Source organism: Paenibacillus sp. FSL H8-0079, assembly GCF_037991315.1.
Lineage (GTDB): Bacteria > Bacillota > Bacilli > Paenibacillales > Paenibacillaceae > Paenibacillus.
Window position 1 is genome coordinate 3931845 of the sequence record NZ_CP150300.1, and the last position, 18117, is coordinate 3949961.

General features: G+C 43.7%; 18 protein-coding genes. 4 read left to right on the forward strand and 14 right to left on the reverse strand.

Features of this window, described 5'->3' with window-relative positions; translation table 11 throughout:
* Positions 1–86 precede the first annotated feature (86 nt).
* Positions 87–938, forward strand: a complete 852-nt coding sequence (locus MHI06_RS17460; RefSeq protein ID WP_340398587.1) for an AraC family transcriptional regulator — start codon at positions 87–89, stop codon at positions 936–938.
* Positions 935–1870 carry a DMT family transporter gene (locus MHI06_RS17465; RefSeq protein ID WP_340398588.1) on the forward strand — a complete coding sequence of 312 codons (936 nt, stop codon included), beginning with the start codon at positions 935–937 and terminating at the stop codon, positions 1868–1870. Before MHI06_RS17460 ends, MHI06_RS17465 begins: the two co-directional genes overlap by 4 nt.
* Before the next feature lie 70 nt (positions 1871–1940).
* On the opposite strand, the gene MHI06_RS17470 is transcribed toward MHI06_RS17465, so the two are convergent.
* Positions 1941–2642, reverse strand: coding sequence for a pseudouridine synthase (locus MHI06_RS17470; RefSeq protein ID WP_340398589.1), 702 nt, complete (start codon positions 2640–2642; stop codon positions 1941–1943).
* 263 nt (positions 2643–2905) lie between these two features.
* Between MHI06_RS17470 and MHI06_RS17475 the strand changes: the two genes are divergently transcribed.
* Positions 2906–3538, forward strand: a complete 633-nt coding sequence (locus MHI06_RS17475; RefSeq protein WP_340398590.1) for a DUF1963 domain-containing protein — start codon at positions 2906–2908, stop codon at positions 3536–3538.
* Positions 3539–3653: 115 nt separating this feature from the next.
* Here MHI06_RS17475 and MHI06_RS17480 read toward each other — a convergent pair whose 3' ends face one another.
* From MHI06_RS17480 to MHI06_RS17490, 3 genes are all read right to left on the reverse strand, one after another.
* Positions 3654–3836, reverse strand: a complete 183-nt coding sequence (locus tag MHI06_RS17480; protein ID WP_169481089.1) for a YjfB family protein — start codon at positions 3834–3836, stop codon at positions 3654–3656.
* 101 nt (positions 3837–3937) lie between these two features.
* Complete coding sequence (locus tag MHI06_RS17485) at positions 3938–4798, reverse strand: Cof-type HAD-IIB family hydrolase (protein WP_169481091.1); 861 nt, start codon at positions 4796–4798, stop codon at positions 3938–3940.
* Positions 4799–4958: 160 nt separating this feature from the next.
* Entirely contained in the window at positions 4959–5489 is a 531-nt protein-coding gene (locus MHI06_RS17490) for a GNAT family N-acetyltransferase (RefSeq protein ID WP_340398591.1), read from the reverse strand.
* A gap of 209 nt (positions 5490–5698) precedes the next feature.
* Here MHI06_RS17490 and MHI06_RS17495 point away from each other — a divergent pair, with 209 nt between their 5' ends.
* Complete coding sequence (locus tag MHI06_RS17495) at positions 5699–6856, forward strand: S8 family peptidase (protein ID WP_340398592.1); 1158 nt, start codon at positions 5699–5701, stop codon at positions 6854–6856.
* 119 nt (positions 6857–6975) lie between these two features.
* On the opposite strand, the gene MHI06_RS17500 is transcribed toward MHI06_RS17495, so the two are convergent.
* From MHI06_RS17500 to MHI06_RS17545, 10 genes are all read right to left on the reverse strand, one after another.
* Complete coding sequence (locus tag MHI06_RS17500) at positions 6976–7374, reverse strand: RidA family protein (RefSeq protein WP_340398593.1); 399 nt, start codon at positions 7372–7374, stop codon at positions 6976–6978.
* A 313-nt stretch (positions 7375–7687) separates the two neighbouring features.
* The gene (locus MHI06_RS17505) at positions 7688–9130 is read right to left on the reverse strand and encodes a 6-phospho-beta-glucosidase (protein ID WP_340398594.1); all 1443 of its coding nucleotides are present in this window, start codon (positions 9128–9130) and stop codon (positions 7688–7690) included.
* Positions 9131–9164: 34 nt separating this feature from the next.
* Positions 9165–11078, reverse strand: coding sequence for a beta-glucoside-specific PTS transporter subunit IIABC (locus MHI06_RS17510; RefSeq protein WP_340398595.1), 1914 nt, complete (start codon positions 11076–11078; stop codon positions 9165–9167).
* 439 nt (positions 11079–11517) lie between these two features.
* Positions 11518–13458, reverse strand: coding sequence for a beta-glucoside-specific PTS transporter subunit IIABC (locus MHI06_RS17515; protein ID WP_340398596.1), 1941 nt, complete (start codon positions 13456–13458; stop codon positions 11518–11520).
* A gap of 169 nt (positions 13459–13627) precedes the next feature.
* On the reverse strand, positions 13628–14467 hold the full coding sequence (locus MHI06_RS17520; protein WP_091034839.1) for a PRD domain-containing protein: 840 nt from the start codon (positions 14465–14467) through the stop codon (positions 13628–13630).
* 224 nt (positions 14468–14691) lie between these two features.
* Positions 14692–14997, reverse strand: coding sequence for a hypothetical protein (locus MHI06_RS17525; protein ID WP_340398597.1), 306 nt, complete (start codon positions 14995–14997; stop codon positions 14692–14694).
* Between the two features lie 35 nt (positions 14998–15032).
* Positions 15033–15614, reverse strand: a complete 582-nt coding sequence (locus MHI06_RS17530; protein ID WP_340398598.1) for an AAA family ATPase — start codon at positions 15612–15614, stop codon at positions 15033–15035.
* 166 nt (positions 15615–15780) lie between these two features.
* Positions 15781–16869, reverse strand: coding sequence for an acyltransferase (locus tag MHI06_RS17535; RefSeq protein ID WP_340398599.1), 1089 nt, complete (start codon positions 16867–16869; stop codon positions 15781–15783).
* 139 nt (positions 16870–17008) lie between these two features.
* Complete coding sequence (locus MHI06_RS17540; protein ID WP_340398600.1) at positions 17009–17542, reverse strand: GNAT family N-acetyltransferase; 534 nt, start codon at positions 17540–17542, stop codon at positions 17009–17011.
* Entirely contained in the window at positions 17523–17999 is a 477-nt protein-coding gene (locus tag MHI06_RS17545; protein WP_340398601.1) for a putative immunity protein, read from the reverse strand. The genes MHI06_RS17540 and MHI06_RS17545 overlap by 20 nt, the downstream gene beginning before the upstream one ends.
* Positions 18000–18117 lie beyond the last annotated feature (118 nt).

An 18117-nucleotide genomic window follows, 5' to 3' on the forward strand; every position in this document is an offset into this window, starting at 1 on the left:
ACACTTCGAGCAATAGCAATATCGTTCAAGAAAATTCCTTCTTTGCAACCTATAATGACATTAACATACCAGAAAGAAGGTGCATCATGACTCGTGAAGTCCGGACTGTCGTATTTGATACCGATCTACAGCTAGAAGCTTATCAATTTGAAGGCATTATGCAGAAGTTTCCCAATCATTTTCATGACTATTATGTCATTGGATTCATTGAACAAGGCAAGCGACACCTCGTCTGCAACAACGAAGAATATATTCTAAATAGTGGGGACATCATTGTCTTTAATCCACAAGACCCCCATGCCTGCGAACAGGTCGATGGCAGAACCCTCGATTATCGCTGTATCAACGTCCAGCCTGAGGTTATGCGAGAGTATGCGAGAGAGATTACTGGACAAGCTTACTTACCACGGTTTACGTCCCCCGTTCTCTACCAAAGTGAACTTGTGGGTTCCCTGCACGAACTGCATCAGATGATTCTGGAAGAGCAATCCGATTTCTGCAAAGAAGAATTGTTACTCTTACTACTGGATCAATTGCTGCGAGATTATTCGGATGCTGAACCCCCTGTTTCCACTCAGGATGTTACCATAGAGATCAGACGCATATGTGATTACATAGAAGCTCATTACATGGAGAGCATCTCGCTGAACCAGTTAGCCGATTTGACGGAGATGAGTAAATACCACCTGCTGCGTTTATTCACTCGCCAGAAAGGGATATCCCCTTACCGCTATCTGGAAACGATTCGCATTAATCAAGCCAAACGTCTTCTGGAACAAGGTCTGCTGCCGATTGAAGTAGCTGCACAGACAGGATTCAGTGACCAGAGCCATTTCACGAATTTTTTCAAAAAACTGATTGGCCTGACACCCAAGCAATATAGACGTATCTTCAATCATGATTCGGAGTTGAAACGAACCACCACTAACATCGTATGACAAGTCATCTTGGTCATCAAAACACTAAAGCCTCTACCGGACATTTACTCGCTTTGTTTACTATACTGATCTGGGGAACTACGTTTGTCTCGACGAAGGTTCTACTGATTGACTTTACCCCCGTGGAAATTTTATTTTTCCGCTTTCTGATCGGGTATTTGGTACTGTTGCTAATCTATCCACGTTCACTACGGATCGCCTCATTCAGAGAAGAATGGTTATTTATCGGAGCAGGACTATGCGGGGTGACGTTATATTTTCTCATTGAAAATGTAGCACTGGTGTACACAACGGCTTCCAATGTGGGTGTTATTGTCTCCATTGCCCCATTCTTCACTGCCGTGCTCGCACACTTCTTCCTGGATGGTGAGAAGTTAACGCGCCGCTTTCTCATCGGATTCGGGATTGCCTTGAGCGGCATCATACTCATCGCCCTGAACGGCAGTTTCGTTCTGCAACTGAATCCGGTAGGTGATCTGCTTGCTTTCATAGCACCCGCGGTATGGGCGATCTACTCTGTGTTAATGCGGAAAATTGGCCAGCTTAGTTATCACACCATCGGTGCCACGCGCAAAGTGTTCTTCTATGGTTTAGTCTTAATGCTGCCAGCCTTGTTCCTGTCTGACTTCCATTTGGATCTTGGCCGTTTTAAGAACCTAACCAATCTCTCTAATTTCCTCTACCTCGGACTGGGTGCCTCCGCATTGTGTTTCGTAACCTGGAACCGGACTGTGAATCTTCTTGGAGCTATTAAAGCGAGTGTATATATCTATCTGGTACCTGTCATTACTGTTGTGTCATCTGCACTCATTCTTCGGGAACAGATAACCTGGGTCATCCTGCTCGGGGCGTTCTTAACCTTATTCGGTTCTTACATTTCAGAGCGAACAGGAAACAAACTCAACAAAAACACTAATCCGCGTAGCGGTTAGTGTTTGCTTCATTTTTTACTGATAAACTGGAAATCGTGGCTGACCACTGTTGATATGCAGCAGAATTCATTTAGTTTATCTCATTCAATTGAGACAGCAGAATTCCCAACTCCTCTTGCTCCAGATGACGCCATTGCCCCCGCTCCAGTTGATCCAGCGTAATATTCATAATTCGCACGCGCTCCAGCTTCAAGACTCGGTACCCCAAGGCTTTGCACATTCTGCGAATCTGCAGATTGAGACCTTGTGTTAGAATAATACGAAATACATTGTCACTTTGCCTATACACTTCGCAGGGCTTGGTCACCACATCCAGAATTTCAACTCCTTCCGACATGGACTTTACAAATTCGTCAGTTACGGGTTTGTCTACAGTCACTACATATTCTTTATCATGGTTGTGCTCGGAACGCATCATCTTGTTCACAATTCCCCCGTCATTCGTAAGCAAAATCAACCCCTCAGATGCCTTGTCCAGCCTGCCTATCGCAAATATGCGAGAAGGATAATTCATATATTGAATGATGTTCCCTTCTACATGTTCTGCTGCTGTGCAGACAATACCAATGGGTTTGTTCAAAGCAATGTAGACAGGTTCGCTGTCATTACGAGGAATCTCCTTGCCATCAATGAGTACCACATCATGAGGTTCAACTTCCGCCCCTTTTTCACATACCCTGCCATTGATCGTTATGCGTCCAGCTGCAATTAAACGGTTCGTTTCCCTGCGGGAGCAGAATCCCGTTTCACTTATGTATTTGTTAATTAACATGTGTCACCACTTCTCATCTATAGTATTACCACTGGTTCATTGAGTACAGGTACGTTCATTCAGTTCATGCGCGAGTTAGTACCTTGTACTGATTTTCATTCCACATCATCTCACTTATAATGTAACGAAGCAATGGATTGTTATCCAAAAATACATCAATAAGCCAAAAAGACATTGTGCACACCTAAAAAGTACGATCTGCACTCTATTGGTTACTATGTATGACACGAAGCGCGACATTACGAGAAAAGAAGGAGTTTCCCATGTACAACGTGACTCAAATTACAGTTGATTCTGAGCATCCGAACCAGAACTCTGGTATGTGGATTGGCGGAGAACAGGCATACATTCAGGAATGGCCGCTCAATCCGAAAGGTCAGCCCTTGTTACATCTATTCTCCATTGATTGCAATAAACTCTTGCAGCATGTACATATCCCCTCTTTGCCAGTAGACATGTACATCTCGGTCTTCTCTGTGTATTCGGCTACAGAATACTTTCTGGATCAGGTGACATACACAGGAGATGAGCTGGAATGGAATGAAAATATACTGGCTGGATGTACCTATGTATCGGTAACTTCACAACCGCACACTTCTGTAGGTCCCACAGAATGCATCCCTTTAAGTGGAGTGCGTTTCTCGGAAACGTCATTAGCCGAGCAGGATTTCCCTGCCTTTTCGTTTTTCACCTCAACTTTACCCAACGGAGTCCATGGAATCGATCATTTGTTAACCCATTATCAACTGGTATGCCAGGTTTATTCCGCAGATTTTCCCGAGCCCTATCAGGACATATTGGGACTTTCTGATGCCAATGGTTATTTATTTTTACGAAAAGGTCCTGCCTCTGCTGAAGCACCACTAGACGGGCTATTTTTCGTACAGGCTTCTTAGGATCTGCTCCGAATTGAAAAATAAACAACCCAAACGGCCTCAATTCGTTAGAATTGGAGCTGTTTGGGCTTTGCTTGCTGCAATGTTTTCACTAAAACGCATCGTTCTAATCTGCCTATACTGAAATATCCAGACTGCTACCCAGATTAGGGTGAGGAGCAGGTACTGACTTCAACATTTCCGCCATCTGCTGACCTTGCTGCTGCGCCATGTCTTTCGTAATCGACATCACTTGCAAGCTTGCGGACTGAACTACTGAAACTTGGCTCATCGCCATTGATAATGCTGCAATATCCATGTTCTGCACTCCTTTCGCTGTCTGATCACATAGATGTACTTATTATATATCGGACAGAGAGGAGCAAATGTTGAAGGAATCACACAACTCTGCTTATATAGCTACCCCTCAATCAACCCATACTTCACAAAACTGTGATACAATCCATCTTCCTCAACTGTTCCAGTAATATCATCTGCAATGGCTTTCAGTCCTGGCTTCGCATTACCCATGGCAATTCCGACGTTACAAAACTCCAGCATCTCAGCATCATTCATGCCATCGCCGATGGCGAATGTATCTTGCTGTGACATGCCCAGATGCTCCAACAGATCGGCGATCGCAATCGCTTTGTGAATGCCAGGGATCATCAGCTCACCACTTCCTTCACCAAAGATTGGCACGGTGCACTGAATGACTTCAAATTTCCCTTCAAACTCCTGCTTGATTCGTTCAAACGGGATCACCGAGCTCTCCAGGAAACAGACCTTGTTCACGTCATCTTTATATAGATCCGCTTCTCCATACGTCAATCCGGCAATAAACGGGTGCGGTTTCAGCTCCTTCTTCTCTCTGGCTATAGGGTCGTTCTCCACATCGCCATAGATGCGGCGTTCCAGGTGAGGTTGAAGATTGCTACTCGCATACAGAGCCGAATTGGATTCAAGGTAGAAGTCAATGCCGTGTTCATTGAAGAAATCAACCATGTGTCGAACATCTTCCGCTGTCACTCTTTTGTGATAAAGCACATCCTTGCCAAATTCCACATAGCCTCCACCTGCACCAATCAGACCGTCAAATCCAACATCCCAGATGGAATCATAGATTTCTGCTTTGGATCGGCCTGTACATAAATAGAGCAGATGGCCATTCTCACGAGCCTGTTTGCAAGCCTTCTGTGCTGACAACGGAATACTTCCGTCATCGTCAACCAATGTGCCATCAATATCAATAAAAACAATTTTCCGCTTCGTTGCGTTCATCTGTTTAGCCCCCATCATGTATGTTGTCTATGTCTAACCGAGCGAGTGCCGACAGGCATTTTCCCTTATACAAAATTACCGATTCCGTGGTGTTCGCTGATCAATCAATTTCTCCAAAAATCCAGCAAAAGAATCCGCGTATCAAAATAGTAACCAATGGTCACCTACATGCCAACTTGTCCATATGTACGGTTTGCCAGTTATCATTCTGCTCAGCAATAACCGTAAAACCTTGGCGTTTCCAGAAATCTACTGCCCCTGGCAAGAAGCGATGTGTATGCAAATACAGTGTCGTATAGTGCATTTCCTTTACTGCATTCTCCAGTTCCTTTACCAGCATTGAACCAATGCCATATCTGCGATACGCAGGATCCACATAACATTTCACAATTTCGGCTGCAGACTGGGCTTCATATCGTCCTTCCACGGCTTCAATTCGTCCATCATATGGCAAAATCCCAATAGACCCGACGATTCCCGCATCCCCCATCTCTGCAACAAGAAAGATCGCGCATTCTGAATCCAGATAATGTTCTCTGAACTGCTCGAAGTCCGCAGGCAATCTTGTATGATCCATCATGGGAAATACTTCTCTACGTACACGCATGGCAAAATCAATGGCATCATGAACCTGCTGTTCCTGAACAACTGCTACTGTCGGTATAATCTGAAGTTGTGTCAAAAAATCCACGTTCCTTATCCTGTGTATTTGGAGCTATCTTTTGGCCTTTTCTGAACCTGTTCCATGCCAGATCCGCTCTCTTCATTTCATCTTACCGAATTTATCCCGCCCTATCAATCTATCTACACGACAAACCAAATTGAAAGAGTGCCCGCGCAGTCTGATAGAGTTCACATACGATAAGGCGTGTCACAAACTATATTAGAGGGGGAACGCTCATGTGGTTATGGTTAGGTGTTTTTGCTATCATTGTGCTAGCAATCGGGTTCGTATATCGTTATCTGGACCATCGTGCAGAGAGCAAGTTTCATCCTCATGCTCCCAAGCAGCTCTTAGTCAAATTCAAGGAAGGTACGCCCCCAGATGAGATGCACACCTTTCACAAAAAAGGGAGATGTAAGGTCGCTGAGACCTATGAAGATTTAGGATGGTACCGTGTGGAATCCTGCAAAAAAATGCACCGAATGCTGAAACATTACAAAGATCATGAGCTTATTGAACATGCAGAGCCGAATTACCTCGTTGAGACATCCTTCACTCCCAATGACCCTTTCTTTCCTTATCAGTATAACCTGCCCAAAATCAATGCACCCGCTGCATGGGATATTACTCAGAGTAACAGCTCTGTCAAAATCGCCATTATCGATACAGGTGTACAGTTGAACCACCCAGAATTGGCCTCCAAGCTCCTCCCCGGTTACGATTATGTCGATTATGATAATATCCCCGAGGACGGAAACGGCCATGGCACTCATGTAGCTGGGATCGCTGCCTCCGTTACCAACAATGGTGTAGGGATCGCAGGCGTTGCACCGCTCGCATCCATCGTTCCGCTCCGTGTACTGGATAACAACGGGCAAGGAACGGTAGGCAATGTCGGTAACGGGCTTGTTTTTGCTGCCAACAATGGTATCCAGGTAGTCAACCTGAGCTTGGGTGGACCAGCGGGTGATGCTTTCCTTCAAGCCGCCGTACAGTATGCATGGGATCGTGGAGCCGTGATTATTGCTGCAGCTGGTAACGACAACACTTCATTCCCCATCGTACCCGCATCGTATCCCAACGTAATCGCTGTTGCTTCAACCAACCTTTCCGATCTCAAATCCAATTTCTCCAACTACGGCTCTTGGGTTGATATGGCTGCAACGGGGGATACCATATTATCCACATATCTGGGCGGTTCCTATGCCTATCTTAGTGGCACATCTATGGCTGCACCTCATGTGGCCGGAGCCGCTGCATTGCTCGCTGCACAAGGGAAAACAAATGCTCAGATTCGGGATGCGTTATGCTTCGCTTCTGATCCGGTATCAGGCTCTGGGATCTATTGGACGTATGGGCGACTCAATGCCTATCAAAGTTTGCAGGTACCATAATGCACCTACTCTCAATCATGATTGCATGAAGCGAGCCTACCCTTCTATTTCCACAAATTAAAAAACCAAGGAACATCTATACGTTAGATGTCCTTGATTTGGATGAAATGTAGTTGATATTAGACTTTTGCTGCCCAAAGTTCTATCTCAATTTTTATCTCTGGTAGACCCAACTCCGTAATATATCCAATCGTCATTGCAGGATAATCATTACCGAATAACTGTCCCCACTCGGCATAAAAGAAATCCCAATCGATTTTCTCGGTAGCCCATACGTTCACTTTGATAATATGTTCAGCATCTAAACGCTCCGATTCGAGCACTGTTTTAATATTATTAAATGTATTAGTGACTTGCTCATTCAGACTGTCAGGAAAGCGTCCGCTAGGATCTGCTCCAATCTGACCTGAAGTCACAAATAGCTCTGCGTTCCTTGGGATTCTTGTAATATGCGTGTACTGTCCTACAGGAGCTGGCATGTTGGATGGATTTGTTCTCGTAATTTTGTCGTTTTTCATTATGATTACCTCGTCATTCCTAAGATTTTTCTGCGTTATTTCATAGTTTTCTTCCGATTTTGGGCAGACTTCACCCTTGGAATAGATTCTAGAAAAAGACAGCAGTGGAGTATCCATATCCCGAAGATATAAACGCAAGCGATTTTTTCTTCATAATTGGATGCTCCCCCTTCTTAAGTGACAAGATTATCTTGATTTATTTATTATATCTAATAGCTACATCATGGGTCAAATTCATTCCTTCATAAACAAAGAGCAATCCCGTAATAACGTGACTGCTCTTTGTCTTTTCCACAACGTCGGACACCTTGTATCAGAAATATTGTGCGCCATTACTCGCAATGACATCTTTGTACCAGTGAAAACTCTTCTTTTTCACTCTACGAAGTGTGCCCGTGCCATCATTGTTTTTGTCTACATAGATATAGCCATAACGTTTCTTCATCTCTCCAGTACCCGCACTGACCAGGTCAATCGGTCCCCAGCTCGTGTAACCCAGAAGTTCTACCCCGTCTTGAATCGCTTCAGCCATCTCGGCAAAATGACTATTTAAATACTCGATGCGATAGTCATCTTCAATGGAGTCATTGTCTAGCAATACATCCGTTGCCCCAAGTCCATTTTCTACGATAAACAAAGGTTTGCCATAGCGGTCATGTAGCTGATTACACGTAATTCGGAGGCCCTTCGGATCAATGGTCCATCCCCACTCGGATGCTTGCAGATACGGGTTCTTCACCGAACCAAATACATTGCCTTCTGTCGAATCCTTCAAAATCTCAGGGTCCGTACTTGTACACCGGCTCGCATAGTAGCTAAAACCGATATAGTCGACCGTGTTCTGCATCAAGATATCTGCATCTTCCGGTTGCATTTCAATCCGAATGTCATTTTCCCTGAAAAATCTTTTCGTATATCCCGGATATGCCCCCTTCGACTGCACGTCGATGAAGAAGAATGACTCGCGATCTTTCTCCATGGCTTTCCACACGTCATCCGGGTTAGAGCTGTATGGATAGACCATTCCAGCGGCTAACATGCACCCGATCTGCGCACCAGGAATAATCTCATGACAAGCCTTAACAGCAAGTGCACTCGCTACCAATTCATGGTGTGCTGCCTGATACAGGACCTGCTCTTTGTCTTCACCATCCTGCAGAACAATACCCGCTCCAATGTACGGAAGATGCAGCAACATGTTAATTTCGTTAAACGTCATCCAATACTTCACTTTATCCTTGTAACGATTGAATAACGTCGTCGCATATTTCTCAAAGAAACCAATCATCTTGCGGTTCTTCCACCCGCCGTAAGTCTCCACCAGATGTACAGGTACATCGAAATGACAGATCGTTACAACAGGTTCAATATTGTATTTCAATAACTCATCGAAGACATCATCATAAAATTGCAAGCCTGCTTCGTTCGGCTCAACTTCATCCCCATTAGGGAAAATCCGTGCCCAGGCAATGGAAAGCCTGAGGCACTTGAATCCCATTTCTGCGAATAACGCAATATCTTCCTTATAACGATGATAGAAGTCAATGGCTTCATGGGAAGGATAGAATTCCCCTGCTTTTGGTTCATACGAATCCAGGTTACCCAAAGCAATATTCCATCGATTGGCACCAATCGGAATCAGATCTACAGTTGTTAAACCTTTGCCACCTTCCAGATAGGCTCCTTCCAATTGATTCGCTGCGGTTGCTCCTCCCCAGAGAAAATTCTCCGGGAAGGCTGTAAACTTTTCATTCATTGAGGAGTTCCTCCTAAACCATCTGTAATTTCAATTAGCTTAAAACCGTGATCAATTTATCTTTCTCATGAACGGATGCATCTTTGGTTCCTACAACGTCCAGATATTTTGAAGTATTAGTGACAATGATCGGTGTAACCGTTTCATACCCTGCATCCTTAATCGCTTGCAGATCAAACTCAACAATCAGATCGCCTGCATTAACACGGTCTCCGTCTTTCACATGTGTTGTAAAATGTTGACCTTTCAGCTTCACTGTATCCTGTCCAATATGGATCAGCATCTCTACACCATCATCGCTTACAAGACCAATGGCATGTTTGGTACGATATACGGTTTGAACGACACCTGTGATTGGAGATACCACTCTGCCACTGGTTGGACGAATCGCAATCCCTTTACCCATGTGCTCTCCTGCAAACGTTACGTCATTAATTTCTTTCAGTGCAACAACCTCACCAGCCATTGGGCTTACGATTTCGTATCTGCTGTTCGGGTTTGGATCAAGTACAGGTGCTGGAGCTGGTGTAGCTTCTACTTTGTCTTTGAATCCAACCACGTATGTCAGAATAAAACCAAGGATGAACGCGATACCACATGCTACCAGAGCCATATAGAATCCGGAATCAACGCCTGTTGCTTTATTAATGAAGCTTGGGAATCCGAACACACCCAGTCCACCAAAGATGTATAATTTCGAACCGGCCAATCCCAAGATACCGCCACCGATACCACCTGCAATACAGCTCATGATAAACGGTTTTTTCAGTGGAAGTGTCAAACCATAGATAGCTGGCTCAGTTACACCGAAGATACCCGATATGAAGGCAGGAATACCTAATGATTTCAATTTCGTGTTTTTGGTTTTCAACATCACTGCAAGTACAGCACCCGTTTGAGCGAAAGAAGCAGCGAATGACATCGCAACCACCGGGTCAGCACCGGATGTGCTTAGGTTGAGAAGCATAACCGGCACGAGTCCCCAGTGAAGTCCAAACAGTACAAACACTTGCCACAATCCACCGATAATCAAGCCTGTTGCAACTGGACTTAAGTCGTAGATACCTGTTGCTCCTGCACCAATCAATTGGCCTGCCCAAGTGGACACTGGACCAATCAGAATGAACGTTGCTGGAACGATAACGAGCAAAGTAAAGAATGGAACAAGGAACGTGCTAACGACTTTAGGAATAACATTTTTGAAGAATCTTTCAATTTTCACTGCGAAGAATGTAGCGATAATGATCGGAATAACCGATGTTGAATAGCTCATCAAAATTACCGGAATACCCAGGAACGTAATGTGAATTGGTGATTCAAACAACGTACCTGTAAACAAAGTGTACAATGGATCTCCCGCAGTCAAGCCGGACAGCGTAGGATAAACTAACGAAGCACCTACCGCCATACCCAGGAACGGTGAGCCGCCAAACTTCTTGATTGCCGTGTAACCCAGGAAGATTGGGAAGAAGTAGAACAGACAGTCACCGGTTGCATTCAACAGTTGGTACGTTCCGGAAGTATCTGTAATCCATCCAAATGATAAAAACATGGCTGTGAAACCTTTGATCATACCTGTTGCAGCCAGCAAACCGAGTAGTGGTGTGAACACACCGGAGATCATGTCGATAAATCGACTGAACAAACCAACTTTCTTGCCTGAGTTGTCTGCTTCCTCCTCAAACTGACCTTCGCTCGGGAAATTACCCGCTTTAACAACTGCTTTATATACATCCGGCACTTCGTTGCCGATAACGACTTGATATTGTCCACCACTTTGCATGACGGTAATAACACCTGGCAGATTTTTAAGTTCCTCTGTTTTGGCTACGCTTTCATTTTTCAGTTTAAACCGTAGTCTTGTTACACAATGGAATACACTGTTTACGTTCTCACGACCACCTACACGTGTCAGAATATCCTTAGCCAATTGATCGTAGTTGCTCATTGTAATTCTCCCTCTCTAAGTAAACTCCCCATGCTTTTGAAACAAAGAAAACCTGAACTACTGAACATACACAACGTACCGGAACATCCGGAAATCAGTCGTGTTATTCAGCAATTCAGGTTTTGCCCTTAACGGTTGCAACCCTGTAAGGCTGTACACATTTGTATTCAGTTACTTCATTAACTAAAGTAAGTTGCAATCAACCTAGAGACCATGGTGGTCGGAATTGCCTGATTGAACAGTTACAACCCGATTGATGTATGCGCTTACTTCTTGAACTCATCATAGTACATCTGAACTACATTTGCAACACTTATTTTTATGATATTACATATTAAATCCCCGCTGCTGAAAATGAAAAAAAGACAACTCCGAAAACATCGAAGTTGTCCCTGTATTACATTCTATTTTCATATATGATTGCGCAACTGATCTAGAATTAACCGATAACTGTAATCAATTTATCCTTCTCTTGCACTTTACGATCTGTTGTAGCAACCACGTCCAAATAATCAGCCGTGTTGGTTACAATAATCGGTGTTACGGTCTCATATCCCGCCTCAATAATAGCCTGCAGATCGAATTCAACGATCAAGTCACCCACGCTCACACGATCTCCGTCTTTCACATGTGCAGTGAAATGCTGACCTTTGAGCTGTACCGTATCCTGACCGATGTGGATCAGAATCTCTACACCTTGATCATCTACAAGACCAATGGCATGTTTGGTACGGTAAATCGTCTGTACGACACCATTAATCGGAGACACGACTCTTCCACTGGTTGGACGAATAGCAATACCTTTACCCATATGTTCACCAGCAAATGTAGCATCATTAATTTCTTGCAGAGGAACCACATCACCCGTCATCGGGCTGGAAATTTCATAACGATTATTTGGATTAGGCTCAACTGCAGCCTTCTCTTCTTTTACCGGCTCTGGAGTCTGTTTGGCAGCTTCCGGATTAGCAGGATCTTTGAATCCTACAAAATACACGAGAACAAAGCTTAGTACAAAAGCAATAACTGTAGCAATCATAGCCATCCAGAATTCATAGTTAATTCCTGCTGTTGGACTAATTAGCGCTGGAACACCGAAGATACCTGAAGCAAACACAAACATTTTGGAACCTGCGAATCCAATAATACCACCAGCTACTGCAGAAGAAATACAACTCATAATAAATGGCTTTTTCAGGGGCAATGTAAGACCATAAATAGCAGGCTCAGTTACACCGAAGATCCCGGACACAAAGGCAGGAACACCCAGTGATTTGAGTTTGGTATTTTTCGTTTTAAGCATAACTCCAAGAACAGCACCAATCTGAGCAAAGGAAGCAGCAAACATCATAGCCAGAATCGGATCTGCTTTCAGTGTGGACAGATTGAGCAGCATGATTGGCACGATACCCCAGTGTAATCCGAAGATAACCAATACTTGCCACAATCCACCAACAACAATACCTGTCACCAATGGACTCAAGTCATAGATGCCCGATACGCCTGCACCTATCAGCTGACTTGCCCATGTCGCGATTGGACCAATCAAAAGGAATGTTACTGGAACAACAATTAGAATCGTAAAGAATGGCGTAAGGAACGTTCTTACAACAGACGGAATGATCTTTTTGAAGAACGCTTCCACTTTTGCTCCAAAATAAGCAGCAACAATAATCGGAATTACGGATGAGGAATAGCTCATCAAAATAACGGGAATACCCAGGAACGTGATATGAATCGGCGATTCAAACAATGTGCCTGCAAATAACGTATACAACGGTTCTCCACCGCTAAGACCGGATAAGGTCGGATATACAAGTGATGCTCCGATAGCCATCCCGAGGAATGGAGATCCACCGAATTTTTTCATTGCTGTGTAACCCAGGAAGATTGGGAAGAAGTAGAATAGACAGTCACCTGCAGCATTCAACAATTGATATGTTCCTGAAGCCGGGTCCAGCCATTCGAGAGAAGTAAACATGGACAGGAAACCTTTGATCATCCCTGTTGCAGCTAGCAAGCCGAGAATTGGTGTAAATACACCTGAGATCAAGTCGATAAACCGACCCAGAAGACTTTCTTTTTTACCGGAAGATTCAGAATCATCATCATTTGAGACTGGTTCATCTGCATTCATATTACCAACTTGTAGCAAGGCTTTATACACATCAGACACTTCGTTACCCACGACAACCTGATATTGTCCCCCGCTTTGCATTACCGTTATGACTCCGGGCAGATTTTTGAGATCGTCTGTTTTGGCATTACTGTCATTTTTTAATTTGAAACGAAGTCTCGTCGCGCAGTGTACCACGCTGTTAATGTTCTGTTTACCACCAACTCCAGACAGAATGTCTTTAGCTAATTGTTCGTGTTTCATGAAGTTATTTTCTTCCTTTCTGATTAAACACGGATTCGAAGCATATTGGAGAGAATAAAAAAAACCTGAACATCTGAATGTACGGAACATCCGGTTAACGGTATGTTCTGTCATTCAATCGTTCAGGTTTTGCCCTAGTGGTTGCAACCCTGCAAGCTGATCTATGGGATTATTCAGAAGTTGCATTCACAACTCTCTCAATATGAATCGTTAAGTACATCATTTCTTCGTCAGTAAGTTGATACGTGTAGTTGCTTTCAATGAATTTCTTGATTTTCTCCGAGCACTTGTGTGCTGCTGGATACTTCTTCTGAATCATCAGGAACAATTCATCATCGTTGTTGCTCTTGTAATGTTTTCCCTTCACCAAACGTTGAGCGAAAAACTTCAAATGCGTCACAAAACGATAGAATGTCAGTGAGTTCTCATCAAAATCAATCTTGAAATGATACTTGATGATCGTCAAGATTTCCTGCATGACCTGCGTCATACTCTTGATGTTAGGCATTTCCTCATTCAAAGCTGCATTCACAAAGTGAAGTGCCATAAAACCGGCTTCGTCCTCGGGCAAGATCACACCAAACTGATCACAGATCATATTGAGCGCTTCCATTCCGACTTCGTATTCCTCTTTGTATAACTGCTTTGTCTCCCAGATTAAACCGTTGCGTATGGGCAGATTCTTGCGATATCGCTCAATGGCAAAGTGAATATGATCTGTGAGATGTAAGTAAATGCTCTCATTCAATTTCTTGCCAAGTTTTAATTTGGCATAAGCGATGATTTCCTCGGATACTTTCATGTATTCCAGAGGAATGCTTGAGATTAATGCCTTGAAGTTTTCCTGAATATCTTCATTCTGTAAAGTAAATATCTTGTCGATATGCTGCTCGGAAACCATATCACCCGCCCGCTTCTGATAAGCAATCCCCCGGCCAATGATAATAACTTCCTGCTCGTCATTCATTGCAACTACAGCATTATTGTTCAGCACCTTCTCGATTTTCACTTTATCACTCCAATATACAGAAAAAGACAAACCAATCCCTTTTCCCAAGGTATACGGCTTTGCCTGATTCAACAGTTACAACCCGATATGTTGTACGCGCTTCCCTCATAATATTACAAAATTCTACACAGTGCAACAAAAAGTTAATATTGAATTAGCATGACTCCCGATCTAGGTAAATATACTCACAGGAGTGAGCAAAACAAGAATTATTTTACAGGGATTCATGATTTATTGTTTTTGCTGTCTTTCTCCAGTTCCGCTTCAATTCTTCGGTTATTAATATCCATTTCTTCTGAACTCAAACGATCGACATCTTTAAATTGCTTATCCATCTCGTACTCTTTCGCCTCACCTGTATTCATTAGCCCCAAATGATTTTTGATGTCCCGGATATCTTCACGCATATGCATCGTCTGACGGTAATGATCTATCACAAGTGCGAAAACAATGCTCCCAGCTATAATCGGACCGAATGGGATCAGATAACATAATACAAGTCCTATGAGCAAAAATATAATAAAATACATGTGCAGTGCCCCTCTCATATAAAGTAACTAATCTGCTAAGTTAGACGTTTTTCAGATTGCAAATTAAAGCGTTCCTGGATTAACTGTGCCACTTCAGCCGGGCTCTTGTGCGTGTTATCAATCCTTATGTAGTGCTCATGCGTGATTTCTCCTGGTTCCGAGTTCAATCGATATTTCTTCATCGTATCAAGTAACTCTCGCTCAGACCACGAGATGTCACGCTTGGTTGGCTTATGCAGCAGGCGATGTGGGCTCTTGTTACGCTCCAATCTTTCCGATGTATCCGCCTCCAGTTCCACATAACAGACCTGACCTCCATGAGATGTAAACAATTCACTGATTTGACGAATGTACTCTCCGTCTTGCTCCAGATCAAACGCCCATACAAATGTGAAAATCAGACCCGGCAGGTCACTCTTCGCCACTTCTTCAAAAATCTCCTGACGGAACAGATTCACCAGTCTTTTGCCTTGTGGTGTACCATAACTAAAATAAGGAGACACCAGTTCAATGGTCATATGGTTATGAAACAATTTTAGATTCGTTATCTTCTCCAGTTCTTGTCCAACTGTCATTTTGCCCACTGCCTGCGGACCAAAAATAATCACAAATTTCATTTGATCACTCCTGACAAGGTAGTATTCATTCCATTAATTCAATTTTATGGACATTAAACTCTATGATACCTTCTTTAGGGCAAATAAAAAAGAGGTTTCAAGTGATTCCCTCAACGTTTGAGGGCTTGAAATCTCTTATCTTAAATTGCATATGTTTATTTTAACTTTAACGTCCGATCAGTATCCATCCCCACTTCATCCGGCGCAATCCCATCGCGCACATCCATGAAATCAGGAGCGCCACAACATAAGATAGAATGATGCCCACGCTGAAGTGCCGAGCCAGGTCATCTGTGAATTCGCGTCTCCAGAAGAGCAGTACGAGTGGATGCATTAAAAATACACCGAACGCAACGGTACCCAAAGAGTCCAGAACACGTGTAGCTTTACGAACCTCGGTATGTTTTCCAGTGCCGATTCGTTCACTGAAGATCAGCAGAAGCAAGCAGGCTGACAGAGTAAACAGATTTCGGAACAGAAACAGCACGGTATAGGTTACCATCGGGAATGCAGCGAAAGTGGTTTTGATATAAGCATTACCATATATAAAAATGGCACCTCCGCTCAACAATGTAGCTATAAGCACATAACGGTGTGTATACAGTTTCTTCAAAGCCCATTCAAAGTTTAACCCAATCCATGCACCAAATCCGATCACGATCAAATAGCTAGGTAGCAAACTGCCTGTTCGTTCGAAGTGAAACTGCAAATGTAGTGCATAGAATAGGGCCTGAGCAGCAATAAAGTATAATGGCAAGTAACGTTTAAACAGACGATGGCGTGTAAGTGACAGAAGCCATGGAAACACGATATAAAACTGAAGAATAATCAGAAAAAAGTACAAGTGTGTATGAGCAGTTCCCAACACTAATTGTTTGGCAAATTGAACACCATGGGTCAAAGGTTCTTTGCCCGCAAGCAGCTGTTTAATGGCAAAATAGATAAGGGACCACACCACATAGGGTACAAATACATTAAATAAACGCTTCTTATAAAAAGCGATCATCCAACCCTTCTCATTCACCTTGGAGCTGTAGTTATAGAACAAGACCAAGGATGACAGGAACAGAAACGCTGGAACGGCAAATTGCAAAAACGTGTTCCAGAAGTAATACACATCATGATCTAACGTGTTCTTGGGGTAATGCGCAACTGCTGTTGAAGTAGCATGGATGGCTACAACTGCCATAATCGCAAAAGCACGATAGAGATCCAGATACTCAATACGCCGGGGCCGATTAACCGGTTGATTCATACAGATAACCTCACTTGTGCCTGATATGGGATGATAGTTTCCGGCCGCAATCCAGATTCTAGCTTCATTTTAATCAGCACGCGAGGGTAATACAATCATAATCTATATTATTTTCGTTATATTACATCATTATTCTGCATTATTCGACATTCTCTATCCAGAATCGTTCAATAACGTTACCATTGGATTCTACATAGTCTACATCCCGAATGCCACCATTACGAAGGATAACCCTTCTGGAAGGCTCATTCATCGCGTCGCATACGACTAATACTTTGGTGATTCCAAGCTCTCTTGTTTTCTCCAACGACAACCTGAGAATGTCGGAACCATAGCCATTGTTCCGCTCCCCCGGACGAATGCCATAACCGATATGCCCTCCGCTATTGTATAGTCTATCATTAAGCTCATGCCTTATATTCACGGCACCCACGATTTGTTGACTCTCCGTGACCAGCCAGTATGTACTGTCTTTGACCCAGCTTTCCGGGATGTCGATGCCTTGTTCATTGCGCTGTAAAAAGGCCAACATCTCATCAAACGCATAAGGATCTTTGGAAATGACCCAAGGTACCATCAATTCTCCACTTCTGACCCAGTCTTCATAAAATGCCAAATACGCATCCTTATATGCTCGTGATGGTTTAATTAATCTAACGTGTTCTTTCCCCATTGTCCGTATTTCCTCCCAACAGATTTTGATATTGCCACGTTCTCTCCTCCAGCACACGCCGCTCTTGATCTTCGATTGGGCAGTCATAAAAGATAGCTTTCACTGCGTACGTTGCAGCATGTACCGCATGCTCCTTCACATGAGCAGTTGCAGCTACGTGTCCCGCCGCACGAGATGCAGCAGAGGCAGCCGGATTGTCCGATTCTCGTGCCGCAGCATGAGCTGCAAAAGCCGCCTTTCGAGCATCAACCATGGCAATCTCTCCACGAATCCAACCTCGTCCTGCAGCAATGGCATCAAGGGCGCGGAGATCCTCCGACTGCTGTGCCTCAAATACATGCAAGACACGTTCCGCACACTCCGCAGCCCAACAGGCCAATGTATGGTGATCCTGTTGCTTAGCCAGACCCTCTATTTCACGGCGCAAAGGTGCATCTTTGAATGCAGGTTTTGCCATGGTCATGCTCCTTTCGTAGTTCACATTTCATTATTCAAAAACTACAAATTCACCCTGAGACAAGTTCGAAAAAGGACCTGCGTGTGTGCAGATCCTCTTCAAGTGAACATCTTACCGC